Source organism: Streptomyces fagopyri (assembly GCF_009498275.1).
Classification (GTDB): Bacteria; Actinomycetota; Actinomycetes; order Streptomycetales; family Streptomycetaceae; genus Streptomyces; species Streptomyces fagopyri.
Map to the genome: position 1 here is coordinate 4023898 of NZ_CP045643.1, position 24593 is coordinate 4048490.

Here is a 24593-nt window from a genome sequence, read left to right on the forward strand (position 1 = left end):
CCCGCTCCTAGCGCTTCTTGTTCGTCTTGCGGCGGCGGACGATGTACTTGTTCGAAGCCTTCTTCGGCGAACGAGTACGACCCTCCTTCTGACCCCACGGGGAGACCGGGTGGCGACCACCGGAGGTCTTGCCCTCACCACCACCGTGCGGGTGGTCAACCGGGTTCATCGCCACACCGCGGACGGACGGGCGAACGCCCAGCCAGCGCTTACGGCCGGCCTTACCCCAGTTGATGTTGCTCTGCTCGGCGTTGCCGACCTCGCCGACCGTGGCGCGGCAGCGCTGGTCGACCAGGCGGATCTCACCGGAGGGCATGCGGAGGTGGGCCATGGTGCCCTCCTTCGCGAGCAGCTGCACCGAGGCACCGGCGGAGCGGGCGAACTTGGCGCCGCCACCGGGACGGATCTCGATCGCGTGGATCGTGGTACCGACCGGGATGTTGCGGAGCGCCAGGTTGTTGCCCGGCTTGATGTCGGCCCCAGGACCGTTCTCGACGCGGTCACCCTGCGACAGGTTGCGCGGGGCGAGGATGTAGCGCTTCTCGCCGTCCGCGTAGTGCAGCAGCGCGATGCGCGCGGTGCGGTTGGGGTCGTACTCGATGTGCGCGACCTTCGCCGGCACGCCGTCCTTGTCGTGACGACGGAAGTCGATCACTCGGTAGGCGCGCTTGTGTCCGCCACCCTGGTGGCGAACGGTCACACGACCGGAATTGTTACGGCCGCCCTTGCTGTGCAGCGGGCGGACCAGCGACTTCTCCGGCGTGGACCGCGTGACCTCGACGAAGTCGGCGACGCTGGAGCCACGACGGCCCGGCGTAGTCGGCTTGTACTTGCGGATTCCCATTTCTCAGTCCTCGTCCGATATCGGACCAGGGCGCTCCGTTAGGAGGCCTGGCCGAAGATGTCGATACGGTCGCCCTCAGCGAGGGTCACGATGGCGCGCTTGGTGTCAGCACGCTTACCGAAACCGCTCTTGGTGCGCTTGCGCTTACCCTGGCGGTTGATCGTGTTGACCCCGGTGACCTTGACCGAGAAGACCGCCTGGACGGCCTGCTTGATCTGGGTCTTGTTGGCGCCCGGCGCGACGACGAAGGTGTACTTGCCCTCGTCGAGCAGCGCGTAGCTCTTCTCGGAGACGACCGGCTTGATGAGAACGTCACGGGGGTCCGTGAAGCTCTTGCTCAGCGGCGTCTCGACGGTGTTCTTGCCCTCGGCCTCGTGGCGCTTCGCCTTGGCGACGCGCGCGGCCTTGGCGGCCTTGGCCGCCTTGGAGGCAATGCTCGGGTGACGCGTAGCCATCAGGCTTCGCTCCCTTCGGTGTCAGCGGCCTGGGGGCCAGACACGAAGGACTCGAAAGCGGCCTGGGTGAAGACCACGTCGTCCGAGACGAGAACGTCGTACGTGTTCAGCTGGCCCGGCTCCAGGATGTGGACCTGGGGCAGGTTGCGCGCGGAAAGCAGCGCGGCCTCGTCGGAGCGCTCGATGACCAGGAGCACGTTCTTGCGCTCGCTGACCTTGCCGAGGAAGCTCTTCGCGGCCTTGGTGGAGGGGGTCTCGCCCTCGATCACGCCGGTGATGACGTGGATGCGAGCGTTGCGGGCCCGGTCGGTGAGGGCGTGGCGCAGGGCCGCGGCCTTCATCTTCTTCGGGGTCCGCTGCGAGTAGTCACGCGGCGTGGGGCCGTGGACGACGCCACCGCCGGCGAACTGCGGCGCACGGGTCGAACCCTGGCGCGCGCGGCCGGTGCCCTTCTGGCGGTAAGGCTTGCGGCCACCACCGCGGACCTCGCCACGACGCTTGACCTTGTGCGTGCCCTGACGGGCGGCGGCCAGCTGTGCGACGACGACCTGGTGAAGCAGCGGGATGCTGATCTTCTCTACGTCGAAGATCTCGGCCGGGAGCTCAACAGTCCCGGCGGTGTCGCCGGAGGGCGACAGAATGTCAATGGTGCTCATGTCCTCAGGCCCCCTTGGCCGCGGTACGGACCAGGACGAGGCCGCCGTTCGGACCAGGGATCGCTCCCTTGATGAGGAGCAGGCCCTTCTCCGCGTCAACGGCGTGAACGGTCAGGTTCTGGGTGGTGACCCGCTCGTTGCCCATGCGGCCCGCCATGCGGACGCCCTTGAACACACGGCCCGGGGTGGCACAGCCACCGATGGAGCCGGGAGAGCGGTGCTTGCGCTGGACACCGTGGCCGGCGCCGAGGCCCTTGAAGTTGTGACGCTTCATGACACCGGCGAAGCCCTTGCCCTTGCTCTTGCCGGTGACGTCGACCTTCACGCCCGCCTCGAACACCTCGGCGGAGATCTCCTGGCCGAGGGTGTACTCGGAGGCATCCGCGGTGCGGATCTCGACGAGGTGACGGCGGGGGGTGACGTCGGCCTTGGCGAAGTGACCCTTGAGGGGCTTGTTCACCTTGCGCGGGTCGATCTCGCCGAAGGCGATCTGGACCGACTCGTAGCCGTCGGAGTCATTCGTACGGACCTGGGTCACGACATTCGGCCCGGCCTTGACGACGGTGACGGGAACAACGCGGTTGTTCTCGTCCCACACCTGCGTCATGCCGAGCTTCTCGCCCAGGATGCCCTTGATCTGCTTACCCATTCTCAGATCACCGGCCCTTAGAGCTTGATCTCGATGTCGACACCGGCCGGGAGGTCGAGTCGCATCAGAGAGTCAACGGTCTTGGGCGTGGGATCGAGGATGTCGATCAGGCGCTTGTGCGTGCGCATCTCGAAGTGCTCGCGCGAGTCCTTGTACTTGTGCGGCGACTTGATGACGCAGTACACGTTCTTCTCAGTGGGCAGCGGCACCGGGCCCGCGACCGACGCACCAGTGCGCGTCACCGTCTCGACGATCTTCTTCGCCGAGGAGTCGATGACCTCGTGGTCGTAGGCCTTGAGCCGGATGCGGATCTTCTGTCCCGCCATGGCTACTCAGTAGTCCTTTGTCTCGTGAAACGCTCTGGAACCCGGGGGTTCGCGTTCCTGTCTCCGACCCACGCGGTCGGGTGTGTCGCGCTCCTGCCGCACAGATATCCGCAATGGATTTCCCTGCTCAGGGACGCGGCTCAGCCCAAAAGACAACCGCGGGACCGGGGGCTGAACACCCACCGGGCGCCTGGTCTGCACCCCGCTGACACTTCCCGGAAGATTCCCGTACGTCCGCTCCAGCGCTGCCTCGCGGCAGATGGGGCGACGAGTACTGTGGGACTCGCTTCCGGTCCCCCCGACGGGAGGCGCGCAGCATCGGCACTCGACCGAGCAACCCCGCTAGTCTGCCATACGGGGCGGGGGGCTGGCCAATCGAGCCGGAGATCGTACCCCTTGGGTGACGTGGGTCAAACCCTGGGTGCGCGCGCCCCCGGGCGGAGGCCGCTCCCCGGCCGGCGGCGGCGGGGCGATCGGTACGGACGCGCACCGACTGTGGAGTGACGTCCGCACACGACGGGTGCGTGAGGAGCCGGTCTCCGGGTCATGCGGCGGTGGCGTAGGCCCACAGGACGGCGAAGACGGGTACGGCACAGGCCAGAGGCCCGAGCAGGGCGAGCCGAGCCATTCGCGACAGACGGCGGAAGCCCGGGGCGAAGTAGAGCCCGAGCAGTACGACAGCACCCACCGCGATCTGCAGGGCCGGTGTCCACAGAGACGGCCAGGGCGAACGCCGCCCGCCCGAGTCCGCCGAGGCCAGAACGTGCGCGAAGAAGATGAGGCCGGCCATGTCGGCCGTCAGCAGTGCGGCGCATCCCCAGAAGAGCCGGGCGAGCGTGACGAAGACGGGCCAGTCGGCGAGATCGCGGGGCTTGGCGACGCGTACGGGACCTTGCGTGATGCTCATGGCGACAGCGTGCCGCGGGCACGTGTGCGAGCGCGTGAGCGTGAGTACTCGGGTCGGTACTCAAAGAAGCTCTCCGCTCAGGGGCTCCCCGGCTTCACAGCCTGCCGGTGGCCTCGCCGCGCCAGATCCACCCCGCGCCGAGGACGGTGCCACTCAGGGGGTTCTTGAGCGCCACCTCCGCTCCGGTGCCGCGGACGCGCTGGATGAACCACCGTTCACCCACCACGTGTGTGCGGCGTTCCCCCGGCAACCGCCCACGGCCGTGCCACCTGTCCGAACCGCATCAGAATCGCTCGATCTTCTGGCCGTCCGGAACCTGATAGCAGCCGGATACGACGAAGAAGTTGAGGTTCGGCAGATTGTCCTTGGCCTGATAGGTGATGTTGACACTGAATTTCTTCGTGTCATTGTCGGCCGTGAGGCTGAGGTTCTTGTTCCGGCTGCTGTCAGGCCCGTACTCGACGACCTCCCAGCCGTGCCTGGGGAGTTTGACCTTCAGTTGTTCCATGACACCGCTCAGCTGCTCGGACGAATCTGGGATGAAGGACCAGGAATGGAACATCTGGAAGTACTTCTCCGGGTCCTTCTTTCCGCACTCCTTTACGCCCGGCCCAGTGTCGGTTGCCTTCCCTTTGATGCCGATCAAGTTGTACAACTCACTGGAAGTCCTCTTCGCATCCCCGGCGGCTTCACTCGAGGTGCTGACGCCGGAAGACGGCATGTCGTCGGATTTCTTGTTGTCAGTCATGCCGCATCCGATGAGGGTAGTGAGGGCGATGGGCAGGGTGAACGCGATGGCGCACAGTTTCGTCTTCAAGTCGGGGACCTTGTCTGATCGAACCGGACACGGAGCGGATCGTCGGTCGGCCGGTCGGGCAAACCACGCTTCCTACTTCACATGCGCCCAGGGGTCCGGCGGCGGCTTCAGATGTACGTTGCCACCTTTGCCGACCGCGACCCGGGCCTGGTTCCGCAGGCTGTCCGAACCCGCATCCCAGTAGCCGCTGTGGCCGTCGGTGTCCGTGGTCATCTGGTGGGCACCGAAGCTCGGATCACTGGGGACGACCCAGCGAGTCCCGCCGTGACCGAAGCGGCCGATGTCCGGAACAGGGTCTCCGTCCGCCTCCTCGTTCCACACGTGCCCCGTGGGGACGTCCAGGTCCGTTGCATGCGAGACCTTGACACCGGGGCTGCCCGCGAGGACGACATCGTCAGCGTTGAGGTGCCCTGTCTGGGCCGCAGCACCGACAAGGGTCGTTCCGTAGGAGTGCGCGATGACAGTTCGGTGCGGATCCGAATCGCCGGAATGCGAAGCGTCAAGGCCGTCCATGAAGCCACGAAATGCCGGAGCGCCGTCATATGCATAGTGTTCGAACGGCGAGTCTTCGACGAGATTCTGGGGTGCGTCGTAGCCGAGCCAGGTGATCGTGGAAACAGAATCGCCATGCGCCTCGGTATTGGCAACGCGCCACAAGTCGGCCATCCGACCGATATCGCCGTCGGATTTTCCTAGATTCGCTGTGGTGCCCGGCACATAAATTGCCTGGTGATCAGCGGTGTCGGGATTCCCGTTGGCGACAATCACTCGCCCATTGCCGTCCGCATTGAACCCCAACAGATACGCCTCGGGCAGTCCACCATTGCCCGTCGCGTCGAAACGGGTCTGGATCGACTCCATACCCTTGAGGGATGCGGTGAGATGGTCATACCGATTTCCGTACTTGTTGTACCACTCCATCCAATCATCGGTATGCACCTTCGACGCGTACCCCCCGGCACTGGTCCAGGTCCACTCGTTGGGCGGTGGCGCCGGCAGCGAATTCAGCTCCGTCTGCATCATGCCGCGCGTCTCGTCGAACACGATGCGGTTGGCCTCGTCCCGAACCTCTGCAGGCAGCCCGTCGAGCGCGCCCACGAAGTCGGGTTGCAGGGAGATCCACGCTGCCCTCTCCTGTGCGCTCAGTCCGTCCCACCACGCCGCGTTGTCCTTCGGACTGCCGTTCTCGGGTGGCTGGGAGAGCGAGTCGAGATACTTCCTGCCTGCCTCGCTCACACCCTTCGTGTCCGAGGAAGCGTCGGCCCAGTCCTTGTCCGAGACGGTCAGATCGTCGTCCGCCTTCAGCGCGCGCAGTTTCGGCGCCCACTTCTCGTCGGCCTCCGTCGCCTCTCGGAGCGCGCCGGCGATCTGGTCCGCATAGTCCTGTGCGAGGCGATGGTTGGGGTTCGGGTCGAAGTTGGCCGCCTGGCGACCCACCGCGGAAGCCGTGCCATCCGTCAGGCCGCTCACCGTGCCGCCCTCGGGGGTCTTGCCGTCCTCGCTCTCTTCCCCACCCGCTGGGTAGGTGATCGAGCCGTCGCCGTTCACGGTGAGCTTCGCCGCCCGCGCGCCTTCGAGCGCCGCGTCGAGCTTGCTCTTGGCCGCTCCCACTTCATAGGAGAAGGCTTCGAGAGCCGCGCTCACGAGGCCACATTCGACCTGGATGTAGTGGAAATTCTTTCCCAGTTCGGCCAGTTGCTTGATCGCTGCGGTCGCGGCCTTGCTCTTGAGGGAGTTCCTCATGGCCACGACGATCTGGTTGTCGATACGGTCTTTGGCCGCGCTCCCCATGTCAGAGGTACTGCGGTAGCCGTCAGCCGCTTCCGAGAACTCCGTCGGCTTGAGGGCTTTGAGCGTTGCGAGGTCCATGACGTCTCGTTACCGCCTCTTGTCCTGTCCGCCGATAGCAGGAGTGTCCGAGCAGGCAGCCTCCAGGTTGCCGATCTCGGCGCCGACCGCCTCGTCGGTCTTCAGCAGGTCGCTACCCACTTTCTCCAGCAGGCCCGAGAGTTTCCCGCAGCGCCCGCTCACATCCTTGACGTAGCGCTCCCACGAGTCATGGACACCCTTCTGGGCCCCCGCGGTCAAGCAGCCGGCGTCCTCGCCGACCCCCTTCTGACCGTCCTCCAGCTTCCCCAACGCCTTGCCCACGCCCTCACGGAGTGAACCGACGTCCTCCCCTGCTTTGGCCCAGGCGCGTTTGTTCGACACCAGCGTGCCGCCACCACCGCCAGGATCCGCGTGGTTCAGCTGCGTCAGGGCTGAGTGCTGCCCTGCCGCCGCGCTCTTGAGCTGCTCCCACTCCGCCCACGCCATCCGTGGCTCCTCCCCGTGTCGCGTTGTGCGCTACCTCGGCAGACGTATCCCGCAAGGGCAGTGGCGCAGGGAAATGGCGCCCGTCATGTGCAGCGACCGAGCCGACGCTAGCGGCTCTGATCGAGTGCCCCATCCGCGCAAACGGCCAGAAGCCTTGAGTACCGGCACTCGTCCACGGGGAAAATGACGCTTAGGAGTGACTGGCGTCGGCGGCTGAACGACGAAACGCAGGCCCTTGCCCCGCTCGACCACCGTGAAGGAGCTGACGTCAACGGCATACGGGCCCGGAGGATCTCCGCCCCGGGTACGAACCTGGAACGTCGCCTCCCCCTCCGTACGCACCCGTGTCGACGATGAGCCCGGCCATCCCCGTGCCATGGCCGTGGTACCCACCCGCTCGTCGCTGGAATGCTCATGGGCGCGGACTCAGTTCACCCAGGCGCCTGGCCTGTTGCTTCTGCTCTCGCAGCCGGGCACCCCCCGCTCCGGCAAGGCCGCCGCACGGACCAGTCCGTGCACCGGCCTGTCTTCGCATTCCGCGGGACGTAGCCTCGCGCCGGTGCGGAGAGTGCCGATGGACGGGGTCGCGCCGGAGTACGGCCCGGCCACTGCGGACTGCGGCCAACGGTGCCGTCAGGCGTGCCACAGGGTGCCCTGCGGCCGACCAGAGCTTCCAGAAGGCGAGGGGGTGCGACACGATCGGTTGGAACCGGCGAAACCATTCGGGTCGCCGACGGTACCGGTCAGTCTGTCGATGAAGCCCATCGGATCATCCTGCCTGAGCGCGTACACACGAATCGGATGAGTACACCTCCCTCAGCACTCGGGCGGCTCGCACGGCGCCACGAAACGGCGAGATACGCACCTCGCAGTCCACAACAGTGACGGCGCCACGGGTAAGGCAGCGAGGGCATCCCTGGGTGTGTGCTCCTCAGTCGTTCGCGGAATCCACGCGCACGGCGGGCGTCGTGAGAGCGACTCGTACAGCGCCTGTGGTCGACGGAGCCACCTGGGCGACGCTCTTGTCCTCAGCCTGGAGGGCGACAATCGCCAGCACTCCTGCGGCCGTCGGAAGGTGGTGCGCCTGCCAACCGGCACTCGCAAAAGAGAGCTGCGCACGCCCCACTGCGCGCTCGCCGATGCCCCGAACAACGCACCCTGGTGGGCAGTTCGAGGTCCCCGAGTCATAGACGCTGACGGCTACGCGGCGGAGCGACGGCGCATACCGACGACTGCCCCGGCAACTCCCGTCACCAGCAAGGCGGAGCCCACACCCAGCGCGATCCACAAGACGCTGTGGCCGCCGCCCTTGGGGGATGCGTCAGCTGCCGACTCTCCACCCCTTGCCGGAGTAACGGTGCCCTTGGTCGCATGCTCGGTCGTGGACGAGGATGCCGGGGCCGCAGCCGCCAGATCCGGGAGCGGGTACTCGCCTGCTGGGCCCGGGGCACCAGGGTTCGACAAGGCGATGCGGGGACGGACGATGCCATAGCCGATGGAGTCGTTGCGCTTCGAGCCGTCCGTGGGGCCGCCGGCGGTGTTGAGCAGGACCCGGAGGACCTGGTTGTTGGTCCAGGTGGGGTGCTCGGACCAGATCAGGGCGGCGCTGGCGGAGGCGAGGGCGGTGGCGTCGCTGGTGCCGTGGGAGCGGCAGAGACCGCTGCCATGCGGGCAGGCGTGGTACATCTCCTCGCCGGGGGCGGCGATGTCGACTTGAGAGCCGTACTCGGACTCGGTGGTCCTGCGAAGGTTCTTGCCTACCGCCGCCACGCCGACCGCGCCCGGAGTGGCCGCGGGGTACTCAACTGGGTTTCCGTCGTCTTTGCCGCCGCTGTTTCCCACCGCCGCAAAGACCAGCGATCCCTTGTTCAGCGCGTACTTCACAGCGGCTCTGAGCTGTTCCGTTCCTTCAGGCACCCCCATCGAGATGTTGATCACCCGTGAACCGGAATCGACGGCGTAGCGGATCCCACGGCTCACGGTCTCGCTGAACTCCTTGATATGGCGGCCGCTGTCCAACCCTCTGTCAGGTGTCCGCACGGGAAGGATCTTGACTCCGGGCGCGAGGCCGAAGGTACCGGCGCTTCCGTGGGTTTTGCCGGTACCGGCGATCAGGAGGGCCATCAGCGTGCCATGGCCGTTGGGGTCCGTGCGCTCGTCGCCGGGGGCGTCCGGTGCCTCGTCCTTGCCAGGGAGTACCTGCCCCACGAGATCGGGCAGATCGGCGTTCACCCCCGAGTCGATGACGGTCACGGTGACGCCCTTGCCCGTACTGGTCCGCCACATCTGCTCGGCCTTCATGGCCGTGAGGTGCCACTCCCTCTCACGGATCGACTCCGCGTACGCGGGAATGGCCGCGATGCCGACCAATGACAGCCCCAAGGCTCCGGAGACAACGCTCCTGTAGCGGGCATTCCTCATCGTGTCGGCAGGCATCTGCTTCCTCATAGTCTGTGCGGGGCCCGTCGGTGGCCGGTGCTAGGTGGTCGGGCCGTCGTTCCGCTGCTCGGTCTCCCACTCGTCGCTTCGGTCGCCTGCACTTCCGCCAGGCTTGTTCTTCTGTCGCGAATTCGATGGCTGAGTACCGCTCGGTCCCCCGCCACCCGGCCGTCCATCGGCGCTTGAGACGCGCATACCTTCAGCAAAGCCCTGATTCCGGACCGGTCCCGAGCCACCGGAGGCGAGCGGCCGGGTTCCCGAACGCTGCCGCTGCTGTGGCTGGCCGCCGACGACTCCACGGTCCGCGGCTGCGCCCGTGCCCCGACGGTCCACCGGTGCCGCGCTCCGCCCGATGCCCGCTCTCCCTGTAGTGGCAGGTGTCCTCTGAGCAGTCGGGCCACGACCACCGGCCGAGCCGCGGCCTTCAGCGCCGACGACATTGCCTCGCGGCAACCCGTTGGCCGGCCGGCCGACGGGCGATCCCGGGGCCGATGACATGGGGCGGCCACCGACGATGCCGTTGTTGCCACCCGGCACACGCCCGGGGGCTGCACCCGTGGTTCCTTGGCCTGGAGCCACCGCTGGGCGACCACCGATCACCTGCCGCGCCGTACCTGTCGGGCCCTCCGGACCGGTCGTACCACCGGCGCCCGGCACGCCTCTGGAAACCGGACCTGTCTGCCCCCGTCCCGGCTGAGCCGACGGGCGATCTCCGACCGGTGCGCGCCCCCGCCCCTGGGCGTTCGCGGCCGGGCGCGGCACGCCACTTGTCACCGGCGGGACCGGCCCCGTGGGCAGTGCTACGCCCCCGTCGACCCTGCCCGCGTTCGGCGGGCCCGCAGGGCTCACGGAAGGTGCCGAAGGCGTTTGCTGCGACACGCCCGCCCCGTCGACGTGGACGCTCACGCTGTTCGAGGCGTCGGGCAAGAGCCGCCGGGTCCGGCCGCCCGAGTCGTGTCCGCCGTCGGCCGCGCTGCTGCCGGCCGTCGACCCGGCCACGGTTCGATGTGATCCGTCAGAGGACGAAATGGCCGCAGCGCCGCTGCCGGACGATGAGCGAACGCGGCTGTCACGAGTGGACACGACCTCGTTCTCGTTGAGATGACCTGGCGCCGGCTGAATCGCCTTCGGCGGTGGAGGAAACCTCGGTCTCTCCAAGTCGTCCAGCTGCGTCGCGGACAACCGGTACGCCTGCCCCAGCTTCGTCATCTGGGCGGCGGCCTCCTGGCGGACCTTCTCCTTGTCGGCGGCGAGGGCGGCGAGTTCGGTCGTGGACCTGTGGCTCACCGCCGTCGCGTCCGGGTCGTTGTGGGCCGCTGTCGCCGCGTCCAGGTTCGCCCGGGCGCCGGCCTTGTCGCGGGGGATCGACAGCTGGGCCTGGGCGATCGCGTCGGAGGCATGGCCCAGCCAGGTCGCGGAGTCCTGGCCGAAGTCACCGAGGCGCAGCGTCGCGTTGGCGAGGTCGCCGGTCCAGGTGCGGAACGCGTCCGCTCCCTCGCCCTTCCATTCCACCCACTGCGGGCGGACCTTGAGCTCCTCCGCAATCTTGCGGATCTCCTTGGCGGCCGCGGCCAGCCGGGTGGCGGCGGCCTGCACCGTACCGGCGTTCGCCTGGTCGAGCCACGCCAGCATCTGTTCGTGGCTCATGTCCTCGAACGACGTGCTGCCGGTCCCCTTGCCGGACATCACAACTCCTCGATCGGATCCATCAGATGCTGCCACCCGAGTCGCCGCCCGCCGCCGTCCGGTCGGGTTGCGCGTCGCTGCCGCCGGGGTGGCTCTTCTCCGGAAGGGCGGGGTCGTACTCCCCGCCGTAGTGGTGCGAGGTCTCCACGGCGATCGCCCGCATGCGGTCGCGGATGTCCAGGTCGACGTTCTGGTAGCCCTTGTGCGCGGCGAGCACCGCGATGTTCATGCCCTCCATCGAGTCGGACAGCAGCTTCGACATGCCCTCCAGCTCGGTGATCACCGTCTCGTACGAGCTGAACAGGCCGGACGCCTCCGTCCACGCGCCCGCTCCACCGCCGAACTGGTGCCGGACCAGCTGCTCCTGGCCCACCTCGCCCGGACCGGCCGCCGAACCCCTCAGGTCCCGGATCAGGTCGTCCACCCGCTTCCGGAACTTCGTGAACGACGACAGCTCGGTGACCACGTCACCGGCCGCCTCCCGCGCCGCGTCCAACATGCCGGTCGCCCACGAAGACGTCGTCCCCGAGGCCGGTCCGCTCTCACCTGGCAGCACAACATCCTCCCCCGTCACACCGAAACAGTCGAAGCCGCACCAGCAACTCTAACTACCGGCAGTGACAGTCCGGAGGCGCTCCATCGCGGGGAGCGATCACAACAGGCCATCCTCGTGGGCATTGAGCTGTCGGGGGCGTTGACGTCGTCGGGGAGCACGGTTCCACTCAACCCCCCGCTCCCACACCGCACATGAGTGCGCGTACTCAGGTGAGAGGACGCGGGTGGCCGGAGAGGCGGTAGGCCGGGGCGGCGGCCGACGCGGCGACCCAGGGGCGCCTACTCGGCAGCGGCTTCCGGTTCTCGCTGTACGTCGTCGGCGCACCCGGAGTGGCTGGTTCTCCCGGGTCGGTGCGGCAGTGTCCGACGTCCGGGCCGGTCGCGGTCCGCCTGCTCGTGGACGCCCTCGCCGACCGCCGGGGTGTGGCGCCCTAGCCCGTCCCGCGCGAGATCCCCTGGCCCCAGCCGGCCCCGTACCCGGCTGGGCACCGGCCGGTGCGATTGACCCGACCGTGACACACCCTTCGGTCCCGTCGGGCGCCCGCACCGGACCCGGCGGTGTGCCCCACGTCAACGTCCGGCACACCTCCCGCTACACGATCATCGGCAACCACCTCGCCCAGCATCGCGAACTGTCCCTCACCGCGATCGGCCTGGCGACCCACATCCAGTCGCTGCCCGCCGGAGCACGCGTCGACATCAAGACGCTCGCCGCCCGTTTCTCCGAGGGCGAGACCCGGATCGCGTCGGCCCTGCGGGAGCTGGAGGCGTTCGGCTACCCGTCCCGCGCCCGCGGGCGTCTGCCGCGCGGCCGGATCGTCACGCACACCGTGTCGTACAACCACCCGAAGGGACCACCCCCGGCGGAGCCGGTCCCCCGGGGGTACCAGGCGGCAAGTCCGTCCCGGCCTCCGCACCGAGGCCGGCCTCGCCCTCCAGACCCGTACCCATGCCCTCGCCGGCACCCCCTCCTACCTGCGACCGTGCCTTCAGGGCCCCCGCCCCGGGCGACTGCCGCGACCGCCGAACCGATCACGCTCCTCGGGAGGCCGCCTAGCGTGAGCGTGAGGATCCTCGCCCTGGGCACGGACGACGTGGGGCGAGCGCGCGCCATGACCTGCGCCTCGGACGACGCGACGCGGGACGACTCCCCCGGAGCGGATGATGGCGGACGATCGCCACCGCGGATCCACCGGCCGACGTACACACCGTGGAATACGTACCGGTATCGACATGGGTATCGCGTGCCACCCGGCCTCGGACGCGCCGTGCGCCGCCCGAGGCCGGGGATCCCGTAGGCCGCCCTCCGGCTGGAGCACTCCCGCGCGACAGCCCCCGCCGCGCGGCAGAAGGTGGATCCATGGCAGACGAGACCACCACCCTGGCCGGACCTCACCCTCCCGAACCCTCCCTTCCCCCCGTCCGTGACTGGCCCGCCGGACCGTTGGTGGGGACCGAGTTCGAACCGGTGCTCGCGGAGCTGATGCGGGAGGGGCCGTTGACACGGATCCGGCTGCCGCACGGTGAGGGCTGGGCGTGGCTGGCGACGCGTCACGACGACGTGAAGCTGATCACGAACGATCCCCGGTTCAGCCGGGCGGAGGCCTCCGTCCGTCAGGTCACCCGGCTGGCGCCGCACTTCGCGCCGAGGCCCGGCGCGCTGGCGTGGGCCGACCAGCCCGACCACAACCGGCTGCGCCACGCCGTCTCGGCCGCCTACACGGTGAGCGCGGTCAAGCGGCTGCGTCCCCGCGCTCAGGAGATGCTCGACGCCCTGGTCGACGACATGGTGCGGGCCGGGTCGCCCGCCGATCTCATCGCGCGGGTCCTCGAACCCTTCCCGATCTCGGTCGTCTGCGAGGTCATGGGCGTACCCCTGGACGAGCGGCGGAAGCTGCACACCTGGACGCGCGAGATCATCTCCACCGCCGGAGGCGCCGATGCCGCCGAACTCGCCAAGAAGGGGCTGTTCGGGTGGATCGGGCAGGCCGTCCGTGACCGCCGCGACACCGAGGGCGCGGGTGACGGCGAGAGCGAGGACGTCCTGTCGCTGCTCGGTGCCGCCGTGCGGCGGGGCGAGCTCGGTGAGGAGGAGGCGATCAGCGTCGCCGGGCCGCTCCAGATCGGCGGAGAGGCCGTCACCAACAACTCCGGCCAGATGTTCTATCTCCTGCTGACCCGTCCCGACCTGCTGGAGCGCCTCCGCGCCGACCCCGCGTCACGGCCCGCCGCCATCGAGGAACTCCTGCGCTACATCCCGCACCGGGCTGCCGTGGGCCTGCCCCGGATCGCCACCGAGGACGTCGACCTCGGGGGTGTCCGTATCAGCGCGGGCGACGCCGTGTACGTCTCGTACCTCGCCGCGAACCGCGACCCGGCGGTCTTCCCCGACCCCGACCGGATCGACCTCGACCGGGACGCCGGCGCGCACGTCGCGTTCGGCAACGGTCCGCACTTCTGCACGGGTGCCGTCTTCTCCCGTATGCAGATCGAGCTGCTGATCGACACGCTGCTGGACCGCCTCCCCGGACTGCGCCTCGCCGTGCCGGCCGATCAGGTCTCCTTCCGGCAGCGCACGATGATCCGCGGCCCGCTGGCGTTGCCCGTCGCCTGGTGAGGTGACGTGAGGGCGAGGTGACGTCTCGCCGGGCGCTCCCGGGAAGTCTCCGGGGGCGCCCTTTCCGTCTCCGGGAACGCGAAAGGGCCCGTACGACCGAAGTCGTACGGGCCCCTTCAAGGAGCTCGCGAGGAGCTACCAGGAGATCAGATCGACAAGACTACTTGTTGATCTTGATGACCTGGCCGGCGCCCACGGTCCGGCCACCCTCACGGATGGCGAACTTCAGGCCCTCCTCCATGGCGACGGGCTGGATGAGGGAGACCGTCATCTCGGTGTTGTCGCCCGGCATGACCATCTCGGTGCCCTCGGGGAGGGTCACAACGCCCGTCACGTCCGTCGTACGGAAGTAGAACTGGGGACGGTAGTTGTTGAAGAACGGCGTGTGACGGCCGCCCTCGTCCTTGGACAGGATGTAGGCCTGGGCCTCGAACTCGGTGTGCGGCGTGACCGAACCGGGCTTGATGATGACCTGGCCGCGCTCGACGTCCTCGCGCTTGATGCCACGGAGGAGCAGACCGACGTTCTCACCGGCCTGGCCCTCGTCGAGCAGCTTGCGGAACATCTCGATGCCGGTGACCGTGGTGGTGGTCTTCTCCTGCTTGATGCCCACGATGTCAACGGTCTCGTTGACCTTGAGGACACCACGCTCGATACGACCGGTGACGACGGTGCCACGACCGGTGATCGTGAAGACGTCCTCGATCGGCATCAGGAACGGCTTGTCGACGTCACGCTCGGGCTGCGGGATGTTCTCGTCGACGGCCTTCATCAGGTCGAGGACGGACTGGCCCCACTCCTTGTCGCCCTCAAGGGCCTTGAGCGCCGAGACCTTGACGACCGGAAGGTCGTCGCCCGGGAACTCGTACTCGGAGAGCAGCTCACGGACCTCGAGCTCGACGAGCTCCAGGATCTCCTCGTCGTCCACCATGTCGGCCTTGTTCAGGGCGACGACGATGTACGGAACGCCGACCTGGCGGGCCAGGAGCACGTGCTCCTTGGTCTGCGGCATCGGGCCGTCCGTCGCGGCGACGACGAGGATGGCGCCGTCCATCTGCGCCGCACCCGTGATCATGTTCTTGATGTAGTCCGCGTGACCGGGGCAGTCGACGTGGGCGTAGTGACGGGTCTCCGTCTGGTACTCGACGTGCGCGATCGAGATGGTGATACCGCGCTGGCGCTCCTCAGGAGCCTTGTCGATCTGGTCGAAGGCCGAGGCCTCGTTCAGGTCCGGAAACGCGTCGTGCAGCACCTTGGTAATGGCGGCCGTGAGGGTCGTCTTACCGTGGTCGATGTGACCGATGGTGCCGATGTTGACGTGCGGCTTAGTCCGCTCGAACTTCGCCTTCGCCACTGGGTCCTCCTGTGGAGTGGTTCTGGTACGCCTTACTCATCGGCGCCAGGTGATCTTTGCTGGGATGCCGCCCGCCGGGGTTGTGCCCTCCCGGGTGAGCCCCGGCGGTCGGTGTCAAGCCTAAAGCGTGTAAACGGGGTGTGTTACTCGCCCTTGGCCTTCGCGATGATCTCCTCGGCGACGTTCCGGGGAACCTCGGCGTAGGAGTCGAACTGCATCGAGTAGCTTGCGCGACCCGACGTCTTGCTGCGGAGGTCGCCGACGTAGCCGAACATCTCCGAGAGGGGCACGAGGCCCTTCACGACACGGGCGCCGCTGCGCTCCTCCATGGCCTGGATCTGGCCACGGCGGGAGTTGAGGTCGCCGATGACATCACCCATCGACTCCTCGGGCGTGGTGACCTCGACGGCCATCATCGGCTCGAGAAGCACGGGGGACGCCTTGCGCGCGGCCTCCTTGAACGCCTGCGAACCGGCGATCTTGAACGCGAGCTCGGAGGAGTCGACCTCGTGGTAGCCGCCGTCGAGAAGCGTGACGCGGACGCCCGTCATCTCGTAGCCGGCCAGGATGCCGAACTGCATGGCCTCCTGCGCACCGGCGTCCACCGAGGGGATGTACTCCCGCGGGATACGGCCACCGGTGACCTTGTTCACGAACTCGTACGCCGGACCATCGGTCTCGGTGATGGGCTCGATCGCGATCTGCACCTTGGCGAACTGACCGGTACCACCGGTCTGCTTCTTGTGGGTGTAGTCGTGACGCTCGACGGTCTTGCGGATCGTCTCACGGTAGGCGACCTGCGGCTTGCCGACGTTGGCCTCGACCCTGAACTCACGCTTCATACGGTCGACCAGCACCTCGAGGTGCAGCTCGCCCATACCGCCGAGGATGGTCTGGCCCGTCTCCTCGTCCGAGTGAACGTGGAAGGAGGGGTCCTCCTCCGCGAGACGCTGGATGGCGACACCCAGCTTCTCCTGGTCACCCTTGGACTTGGGCTCGATGGCGACCTGAATGACCGGCGCCGGGAAGTCCATGGACTCCAGGATGACCGGGTTCTTGTCGTCCGACAGCGTCTCACCGGTGGTGGTCTGCTTCAGGCCCATGACGGCGACGATGTCGCCGGCGCCCACCGCCTCGATCTCCTCACGCTTGTTCGCGTGCATGCGGTAGATCTTGCCGATGCGCTCCTTCTTGCCCTTGACGGAGTTCAGCACCGCGGTGCCAGTCTCCAGGCGGCCCGAGTAGACCCGGACGAAGGTGAGCTTGCCCAGGTGCGGGTCGCTCATGATCTTGAACGCGAGCGCGGACAGCGGCTCGTCCACGGACGGCTTGCGCTTGACAACGACCTCGGGGTCCTTCACGTCGTGGCCCTCGATGGCCTCGACGTCAAGCGGGGTCGGCAGGTAGCGCACGACCGCGTCGAGCAGGGGCTGGACGCCCTTGTTCTTGAACGCGGTGCCACAGAACACCGGGGTGACGGTGACGCCGTCACCCTTGCCGGACGCGATGGTGATGCGACGGATCGCGGCGTACAGCTGCTCCTCGGTGGGCTCCTGGCCCTCCAGGAACAGCTCCATGATCTCGTCGTCGTGCTCGGCGACGGTCTCGACCAGCTTGCCGCGGTACTCCTCGGCAGCCTCGGCGTGCGTGGCCGGGATGTCGACGACGTCGTACATCTCGCCCTTGGCAGCCTCGGCGGACCACACGAGCGCCTTCATGCGGACCAGGTCCACAACGCCCTTGAAGTCCATCTCGGCACCGATCGGCAGCTGCATGATGATCGGAACGGCACCGAGCCGGTCCTTGATCATGTCCACGCAGCGGTGGAACTCGGCGCCGGTACGGTCCAGCTTGTTCACGAAGCAGATGCGCGGCACGCCGTAACGGTCGGCCTGACGCCACACCGTCTCGGACTGCGGCTCGACACCGGCGACACCGTCGAACACCGTGACGGCACCGTCGAGGACGCGGAGCGAACGCTCCACCTCGACCGTGAAGTCGACGTGACCCGGGGTGTCGATGATGTTGATCGTGTAGTCGTTGTCCTCAAGCGGCCAGTGACAGGTGGTGGCAGCAGAGGTGATCGTGATGCCACGCTCCTGCTCCTGCTCCATCCAGTCCATGGTGGCGGCGCCGTCGTGGACCTCACCGATCTTGTAGCTGACGCCGGTGTAGAAGAGGATCCGCTCGGTGGTGGTCGTCTTGCCCGCGTCGATGTGGGCCATGATCCCGATGTTGCGGACCCTGGCCAGGTCAAGTGAAGTGGTAGCCATAAGGCTTCGGTCTTCTCTCGGTCTCGATGTGGGTAGCGACTACCAGCGGTAGTGCGCGAAGGCCTTGTTGGACTCGGCCATCTTGTGGGTGTCCTCGCGCTTCTTCACAGCGGCGCCGAGGCCGTTGGACGCGTCGAGAAGTTCGTTGAGCAGACGCTCGGTCATGGTCTTCTCGCGACGGGCGCGGGAGTAACCGACGAGCCAGCGCAGCGCGAGCGTGTTGGCACGACCGGGCTTGACCTCGATCGGAACCTGGTACGTCGCACCACCGACGCGGCGGGACTTGACCTCGAGGGTCGGCTTGATGTTCTCAAGCGCGCGCTTCAGCGTGATGATCGGGTCGTTGCCCGTCTTCTCACGCAGACCCTCCATGGCGCCGTAGACGATGCGCTCGGCGGTGGAGCGCTTGCCGTTCAGCAGCACCTTGTTGATCAGCGAGGTGACAAGAGGAGAACCGTAGACCGGGTCGATGATGACCGGGCGCTTCGGGGCGGGGCCCTTACGAGGCATTCTTACTTCTCCTTCTTGGCGCCGTAGCGGCTGCGGGCCTGCTTGCGGTTCTTGACACCCTGGGTGTCAAGCGAACCTCGGATGATCTTGTAGCGAACACCCGGCAGGTCCTTCACACGGCCGCCGCGCACGAGCACGATGGAGTGCTCCTGCAGGTTGTGTCCCTCACCCGGAATGTAAGCGGTGACTTCGATCCCGCTGGTCAGACGCACACGCGCGACCTTACGCAGGGCCGAGTTCGGCTTCTTCGGGGTGGTCGTGAACACGCGCGTGCAGACGCCACGACGCTGGGGCGAACCCTCGAGTGCGGGCGTCTTGTTCTTCTCGACCTTGTCCTGCCGGCCCTTCCGGACCAGCTGCTGGATCGTAGGCACTACTTCTCCGGTTTCTGTGTGCCGAATGGTGAAGCTAACCTGGAACGCCACCGACCCACGCGGTCGGGTGTGTCGAATACTGCAGATTCCCGCCGCGAGGCGAAAAGGGCGCAGATTACGGTGGCCGGTTACGGCTCGCCTTGCGGTTTGAAGGCACGCACGCGAGCCAGGGCACACCCCAGGCACAAGGTCTGAGCGTACCTACCTCACGGACTTCGGTCAAAACAAATGCTGTCCAGGGCGACACGCCGGACTTCCCACCCCCTCGGCCGGGCCCTCCCGCGACGCCCGCTACGACCTGTCCGGGGCACCGCGGGCGTCGCACGGGGGACCGCGCCGCGACCGCCGGAACCCGGGACACGGGCCGCGCGTCCTGGCCGGATCGCGTCCTTTCGGGCTTCGCGGTCTTGCGCTTTCACGAGCCCACGGCGCGGGCCGCGGGCCCCGACGGCCACCCGGCACCGACGCCCGCCCCCATACCCGCTCCGGCACCCGCTCCCTCAGCAGGTTCCGCCGCGTCGCGGTCCTACGGGCCGTACGGGACGTACAACAGGGCGGACAGGCCCGGCGACGGCTTCCGTACACCTGCCCCCGGCCAAGACCGGTGGGCGGCCCGTACGGGGCTCCTGGAGGCCCCACCTGGCCGTCCCCGCAGCCGTACACCCCGGAGCCCCCGCTCATGCCCCCACCGGCGCCTCCGGCCCCTCACCCGGGCGTTCCCGGCCCGCCGGCCCGCCGGCCGGACCCGTCGCGCCCGGGGCCCCGGGCCTGCCGGCCGCCGCGGGTACGACAGCCCCGGCCCGACCACCCGCACCCGAGGAACCGGGAGTCGCGGAGCGGAGACCCGCTGAAGGCCCCGCACCACCCGCCCCGGACCCAGGCCCCCGCGCCGCCTCCAGCCAGCCGTATCTCCAGCCGCCCGGCTGACGGCCCGTGGCCGGGATCGGGGCAGGGATCGGGGCAGGGATTGAGATCGGAGCGGGAGCCAGGTCCGGGGCCGCAGCGGAGACCGGGGCCGGGACCGCAACCGGGACCGGGACCACGTCCAGGTCCAGGTCCAGCGTCGCGGCCGGGATCGGGGCGGGCGCCAGCGCCGGGTCCGACCCGATCCCCCGCCCGCCGGCTCCCGGCGGACGGGGCCCGCCGTTCAGCCCCCGGACGCCACCGCGGCGATCATGGCAAGCATCAGGAACAGTGCCCAGCCCGCGACCGACAGCCAGCCCAGGACGAGACCGGTCGTCGCGAGTCCCTCACCGCTCTCGCCGGTTCGGCGCATCTCGGAGCGCGCCGAGTGGCCGAGGACCACCGCGGGAATGCCGGTGGCGCCGAGCGTCACCACGGTGAGCAGCCCGCAGACCATCGCGCCGACCGCCTTCCCGTTGGTCGCCGGACGCGGCGCCGGCAGGAACGTCTGCGGGACGAGGACCCCGGGGCCGGCCGTCAGCGGTACGGGACCCTGCGGCAGGTCGCCGACGAGCACGGCCAGCTCACCCACCGTCCGGGCCGCGTACGCCCGCGCGACGCGTTTCTCGAACTCGTCCTGCTCCAGGCGGCCTTCGCCGAAGCCCGCTCTGAGTACATCCACCGCCCGCTCCCGGTCGGCGTGCGACGCGAGCATCGACGGCCCGCCCTGCCCCTGCCACGGCTGCCACGGCGTCGGGTACGACACGGAATGCCTCCCCCCAGACGGATCCCTCCATCATCCTCCAACGTGGCATTTCCGGCACGGGTTCCCGCAGGAGGTCCGTACCGCCGTACCGGGCCGGAGAACGCCGACGGGCGGCCACCCACGAAGGGTGACCGCCCGTCAGTTGACGTACGCCTTACTGGTTGTACGGACCGTAGTCGTAGTCCTCCAGCGGAACGGCCTGGCCGGAGCCCGTGCCGAACGGCGAGTAGTCGATGTCGTCGTAGCCGACGGCCGAGTACATCGCGGCCTTGGCCTCTTCGGTCGGCTCGACCCGGATGTTGCGGTAACGGGACAGGCCCGTACCGGCCGGGATGAGCTTACCGATGATGACGTTCTCCTTGAGGCCGATCAGGGAGTCGGACTTGGCGTTGATCGCCGCGTCCGTCAGAACCCTGGTCGTCTCCTGGAAGGACGCCGCCGACAGCCACGACTCGGTCGCCAGCGAGGCCTTGGTGATACCCATCAGCTGCGGACGGCCGGAGGCCGGGTGGCCGCCTTCCTGCACCACACGACGGTTCTCGGTCTCGAACTTCGAACGCTCGACCAGCTCGCCGGGCAGCAGCTCCGCGTCACCCGACTCGATGATCGTCACCCGGCGCAGCATCTGCCGGATGATGATCTCGATGTGCTTGTCGTGGATCGACACACCCTGCGAGTTGTAGACCTTCTGGACCTCGCCGACCAGGTGGACCTGGACCGCGCGCTGACCGAGGATCCGCAGCACGTCGTGCGGGTTGGTGGCACCGAAGGTGAGCTTCTGGCCCACCTCGACGTGGTCACCCTCACGCACCATGACCTTGGCACGCTTCGAGATCGGGAACGCCGTCTCGTCGCTGCCGTCGTCCGGGGTGACGACGATCTTCTTGGTCTTCTCGGTCTCCTCGATACGGACGCGGCCGGCCGCCTCCGAGATCGGGGCGACACCCTTGGGCGTACGAGCCTCGAAGAGCTCGACGACACGGGGCAGACCCTGGGTGATGTCGTCACCGGCCACACCACCGGTGTGGAAGGTACGCATCGTCAGCTGGGTACCGGGCTCACCGATGGACTGGGCGGCGATGATGCCGACCGCCTCACCGATGTCGACCAGCTTGCCGGTGGCCAGCGAACGGCCGTAGCACATGGCGCAGGTACCGACGGCGGACTCGCAGGTCAGGACCGAACGGGTCTTGACCTCCTCGATGCCGTGCTTGACCAGCTCGTCGATGAGGACGTCGCCGAGGTCGGTGTTGGCCGGGGCCAGCACCTTGCCGTCGACGGTGATGTCCTCGGCCAGCGCACGGGCGTACACGCTGGTCTCGACGTTCTCCGCCTTGCGCAGCACGCCGTCCGCGCCGCGCTCCGCGATGTGCAGCTTGAGGCCGCGGTCGGTGCCGCAGTCCTCCTCGCGGATGATGACGTCCTGGGAGACGTCGACCAGACGACGGGTGAGGTAACCCGAGTCGGCGGTACGCAGAGCGGTGTCCGCCAGACCCTTACGAGCACCGTGGGTCGAGATGAAGTACTCCAGCACCGACAGGCCCTCACGGAAGGAGGCCTTGATCGGACGCGGGATCGTCTCGTTCTTGGCGTTCGACACCAGACCACGCATACCGGCGATCTGACGCATCTGCATCATGTTTCCGCGGGCACCCGAGTCGACCATCATGAAGATGGGGTTCGTCTTCGGGAAGTTCGCGTTCATCGCCTCGGCGACCTCGTTGGTCGCCTTGGTCCAGATCGCGATGAGCTCCTGCGTGCGCTCGTCCTTGGTGATCAGACCGCGCTCGTACTGCTTCTGGACCTTCTCGTCCTGCGCCTCGTAGCCCTTGACGATCTCCTTCTTCGCCTCGGGAACGACGATGTCGGAGATGGCCACGGTGACGCCGGAGCGGGTGCCCCAGTAGAAGCCGGCCGCCTTCAGGTTGTCGAGCGTCGCCGCCACGATGACCTTGGGGTAGCGCTCGGCGAGGTCGTTGACGATCTCTCCGAGCTGCTTCTTGCCCACCGAGTAGTCGACGAACGGGTAGTCCTCGGGCAGCAGCTCGTTGAAGAGCGCGCGGCCCAGGGTCGTACGGAGGCGGAAGGTGTCACCCTGCTGCCACTCGGGCTCGCCCTCCTCCTGCGCCGGCGGGGTCCAGCCGCGCGGCGGGATGGTGCCCACCGGGAAGCGGATGTCGACGGCCGACTGGAGCGCGAGCTCCCCGGCGTCGAACGCCATGGTCGCCTCGGCCGTGGAGCCGAACGCGCGCCCCTCGCCCTTGACGTCCCGCAGCTCGCCGTCCGTGGTCAGGAAGAACAGACCGAGGACCATGTCCTGGGTCGGCATCGTGACCGGGCGGCCGTCGGCGGGCTTGAGGATGTTGTTCGAGGACAGCATCAGGATGCGGGCCTCGGCCTGCGCCTCTGCGGACAGGGGCAGGTGGACGGCCATCTGGTCACCGTCGAAGTCCGCGTTGAACGCGGTGCAGACGAGCGGGTGGATCTGGATGGCCTTGCCCTCGACCAGCTGCGGCTCGAAGGCCTGGATGCCGAGGCGGTGCAGCGTCGGCGCACGGTTCAGCAGAACCGGGTGCTCGGCGATGACCTCTTCCAGGACGTCGTACACGACCGTGCGGCCGCGCTCGACCATCCGCTTGGCGCTCTTGATGTTCTGCGCGTGGTTCAGGTCGACCAGGCGCTTCATCACGAACGGCTTGAAGAGCTCCAGCGCCATGGCCTTCGGCAGACCGCACTGGTGCAGCTTCAGCTGCGGACCGACGACGATCACGGAACGCGCGGAGTAGTCCACACGCTTGCCGAGCAGGTTCTGACGGAATCGACCCTGCTTGCCCTTGAGCATGTCGGACAGCGACTTCAGCGGACGGTTGCCGGGGCCCGTGACCGGGCGACCACGACGGCCGTTGTCGAAGAGCGCGTCGACGGCCTCCTGGAGCATGCGCTTCTCGTTGTTCACGATGATCTCGGGGGCACCGAGGTCGAGAAGGCGCTTCAGGCGGTTGTTGCGGTTGATCACGCGGCGGTACAGGTCGTTCAGGTCGGAGGTCGCGAAGCGGCCACCGTCCAGCTGCACCATCGGACGCAGGTCCGGCGGGATGACCGGCACGCAGTCGAGCACCATGCCCTTGGGGCTGTTGCTGGTCTGCAGGAACGCGGAGACGACCTTGAGGCGCTTGAGCGCACGGGTCTTCTTCTGGCCCTTGCCGGTGCGGATGATCTCGCGGAGGCGCTCGGCCTCCTCGTCGAGGTCGAAGGACTCCAGGCGCTTCTGCAGCGCCGCGGCACCCATCGAACCGTCGAAGTACGTGCCGAAGCGGTCACGCAGCTCGCGGTAGAGGAGCTCGTCGCCCTCCAGGTCCTGGACCTTGAGGTTCTTGAAGCGGGTCCACACCTCGTCGAGACGGTCGATCTCGCGCTGCGCACGGTCGCGCAGCTGCTTCATCTCACGCTCGGCACCCTCGCGCACCTTGCGGCGCACGTCGGCCTTGGCGCCCTCGGCCTCCAGCTCGGCCAGGTCGGTCTCGAGCTTCTTGGCGCGGGCTTCGAGGTCGGCGTCGCGGCGGTTCTCGATCTGCTGGCGCTCGACGGAGACGTGGGCCTCCAGCGAGGGCAGGTCGCGGGTGCGGCGCTCGTCGTCGACGTACGTGATCATGTACGCCGCGAAGTAGATGACCTTCTCGAGGTCCTTCGGGGCGAGGTCGAGCAGGTAGCCAAGACGCGACGGAACGCCCTTGAAGTACCAGATGTGGGTGACGGGAGCGGCCAGCTCGATGTGGCCCATCCGCTCACGGCGCACCTTGGCGCGAGTGACCTCGACGCCACAGCGCTCACAGATGATGCCCTTGAAGCGGACGCGCTTGTACTTGCCGCAGTAGCACTCCCAGTCCCGGGTCGGACCGAAGATCTTCTCGCAGAAGAGTCCGTCCTTTTCGGGCTTGAGGGTGCGGTAGTTGATGGTCTCGGGCTTCTTGACCTCGCCGTGGCTCCACTGACGGATGTCGTCAGCGGTGGCCAGACCGATCCGGAGCTCATCGAAGAAGTTGACGTCGAGCACTATGCGTCAATCCCTCTCAGGGTTGTAAGTCATGGGGTCTGATACGGGGGTCCTGGGGCCGGCCGGGGGCTCATCGACGTTCGTCGTCGAGC

At 67.9% G+C, this 24593-nt stretch carries 20 protein-coding genes; 1 reads left to right on the forward strand and 19 read right to left on the reverse strand.

What is annotated here, in order from left to right:
- Positions 1–7: 7 nt before the first annotated feature.
- The 13 genes from rplB to GFH48_RS17255 form a co-directional block, all read right to left on the reverse strand.
- Positions 8–844 carry a 50S ribosomal protein L2 gene (rplB, locus tag GFH48_RS17200; RefSeq protein WP_153289116.1) on the reverse strand — a complete coding sequence of 279 codons (837 nt, stop codon included), beginning with the start codon at positions 842–844 and terminating at the stop codon, positions 8–10.
- 38 nt (positions 845–882) lie between these two features.
- Positions 883–1299, reverse strand: a complete 417-nt coding sequence (rplW, locus tag GFH48_RS17205; protein WP_153289117.1) for a 50S ribosomal protein L23 — start codon at positions 1297–1299, stop codon at positions 883–885.
- Positions 1299–1955 carry a 50S ribosomal protein L4 gene (rplD, locus tag GFH48_RS17210; RefSeq protein WP_037627000.1) on the reverse strand — a complete coding sequence of 219 codons (657 nt, stop codon included), beginning with the start codon at positions 1953–1955 and terminating at the stop codon, positions 1299–1301. The genes rplW and rplD overlap by 1 nt, the downstream gene beginning before the upstream one ends.
- 4 nt (positions 1956–1959) lie before the next feature.
- Entirely contained in the window at positions 1960–2604 is a 645-nt protein-coding gene (rplC, locus tag GFH48_RS17215) for a 50S ribosomal protein L3 (RefSeq protein WP_153289118.1), read from the reverse strand.
- Between the two features lie 17 nt (positions 2605–2621).
- Positions 2622–2930 carry a 30S ribosomal protein S10 gene (gene rpsJ / locus GFH48_RS17220; RefSeq protein WP_003948644.1) on the reverse strand — a complete coding sequence of 103 codons (309 nt, stop codon included), beginning with the start codon at positions 2928–2930 and terminating at the stop codon, positions 2622–2624.
- Positions 2931–3474: 544 nt separating this feature from the next.
- The gene (locus GFH48_RS17225; protein WP_153289119.1) at positions 3475–3837 is read right to left on the reverse strand and encodes a hypothetical protein; all 363 of its coding nucleotides are present in this window, start codon (positions 3835–3837) and stop codon (positions 3475–3477) included.
- 94 nt (positions 3838–3931) lie between these two features.
- Entirely contained in the window at positions 3932–4063 is a 132-nt protein-coding gene (locus GFH48_RS39735; RefSeq protein ID WP_265590175.1) for a hypothetical protein, read from the reverse strand.
- Between the two features lie 57 nt (positions 4064–4120).
- On the reverse strand, positions 4121–4654 hold the full coding sequence (locus GFH48_RS17230) for a hypothetical protein (RefSeq protein WP_153289120.1): 534 nt from the start codon (positions 4652–4654) through the stop codon (positions 4121–4123).
- A 72-nt stretch (positions 4655–4726) separates the two neighbouring features.
- The gene (locus tag GFH48_RS17235; protein WP_153289121.1) at positions 4727–6523 is read right to left on the reverse strand and encodes an alpha/beta hydrolase; all 1797 of its coding nucleotides are present in this window, start codon (positions 6521–6523) and stop codon (positions 4727–4729) included.
- A 9-nt stretch (positions 6524–6532) separates the two neighbouring features.
- The gene (locus tag GFH48_RS17240) at positions 6533–6970 is read right to left on the reverse strand and encodes a hypothetical protein (RefSeq protein WP_153289122.1); all 438 of its coding nucleotides are present in this window, start codon (positions 6968–6970) and stop codon (positions 6533–6535) included.
- Between the two features lie 1200 nt (positions 6971–8170).
- Positions 8171–9406 carry a type VII secretion-associated serine protease mycosin gene (mycP, locus tag GFH48_RS17245; RefSeq protein WP_153289123.1) on the reverse strand — a complete coding sequence of 412 codons (1236 nt, stop codon included), beginning with the start codon at positions 9404–9406 and terminating at the stop codon, positions 8171–8173.
- Between the two features lie 42 nt (positions 9407–9448).
- Complete coding sequence (locus GFH48_RS17250) at positions 9449–11095, reverse strand: mediator complex subunit 15 domain-containing protein (protein WP_153289124.1); 1647 nt, start codon at positions 11093–11095, stop codon at positions 9449–9451.
- A gap of 22 nt (positions 11096–11117) precedes the next feature.
- Positions 11118–11594, reverse strand: a complete 477-nt coding sequence (locus GFH48_RS17255; protein WP_153289125.1) for a hypothetical protein — start codon at positions 11592–11594, stop codon at positions 11118–11120.
- Between the two features lie 1416 nt (positions 11595–13010).
- On the opposite strand from GFH48_RS17255, the gene GFH48_RS17260 reads away from it, so the two are divergent.
- Positions 13011–14267: a cytochrome P450 gene (locus tag GFH48_RS17260; RefSeq protein ID WP_153289126.1), complete on the forward strand. Its 1257-nt coding sequence runs from the start codon at positions 13011–13013 to the stop codon at positions 14265–14267.
- 160 nt (positions 14268–14427) lie between these two features.
- On the opposite strand, the gene tuf is transcribed toward GFH48_RS17260, so the two are convergent.
- The 6 genes from tuf to GFH48_RS17290 all read right to left on the reverse strand — a co-directional run bounded on the left by tuf (position 14428) and on the right by GFH48_RS17290 (position 24501).
- Positions 14428–15621 carry an elongation factor Tu gene (tuf, locus tag GFH48_RS17265; RefSeq protein WP_153289127.1) on the reverse strand — a complete coding sequence of 398 codons (1194 nt, stop codon included), beginning with the start codon at positions 15619–15621 and terminating at the stop codon, positions 14428–14430.
- 143 nt (positions 15622–15764) lie between these two features.
- The gene (gene fusA, locus GFH48_RS17270) at positions 15765–17894 is read right to left on the reverse strand and encodes an elongation factor G (RefSeq protein ID WP_153289128.1); all 2130 of its coding nucleotides are present in this window, start codon (positions 17892–17894) and stop codon (positions 15765–15767) included.
- 39 nt (positions 17895–17933) lie between these two features.
- Entirely contained in the window at positions 17934–18404 is a 471-nt protein-coding gene (rpsG, locus tag GFH48_RS17275) for a 30S ribosomal protein S7 (protein WP_003992340.1), read from the reverse strand.
- A 2-nt stretch (positions 18405–18406) separates the two neighbouring features.
- Positions 18407–18778, reverse strand: coding sequence for a 30S ribosomal protein S12 (gene rpsL, locus GFH48_RS17280; protein WP_003948652.1), 372 nt, complete (start codon positions 18776–18778; stop codon positions 18407–18409).
- Positions 18779–19925: 1147 nt separating this feature from the next.
- Positions 19926–20447: a DUF1707 and DUF4190 domain-containing protein gene (locus GFH48_RS17285; protein ID WP_228120651.1), complete on the reverse strand. Its 522-nt coding sequence runs from the start codon at positions 20445–20447 to the stop codon at positions 19926–19928.
- A gap of 154 nt (positions 20448–20601) precedes the next feature.
- The gene (locus GFH48_RS17290; protein ID WP_153289129.1) at positions 20602–24501 is read right to left on the reverse strand and encodes a DNA-directed RNA polymerase subunit beta'; all 3900 of its coding nucleotides are present in this window, start codon (positions 24499–24501) and stop codon (positions 20602–20604) included.
- Between the last annotated feature and the right edge of the window lie 92 nt (positions 24502–24593).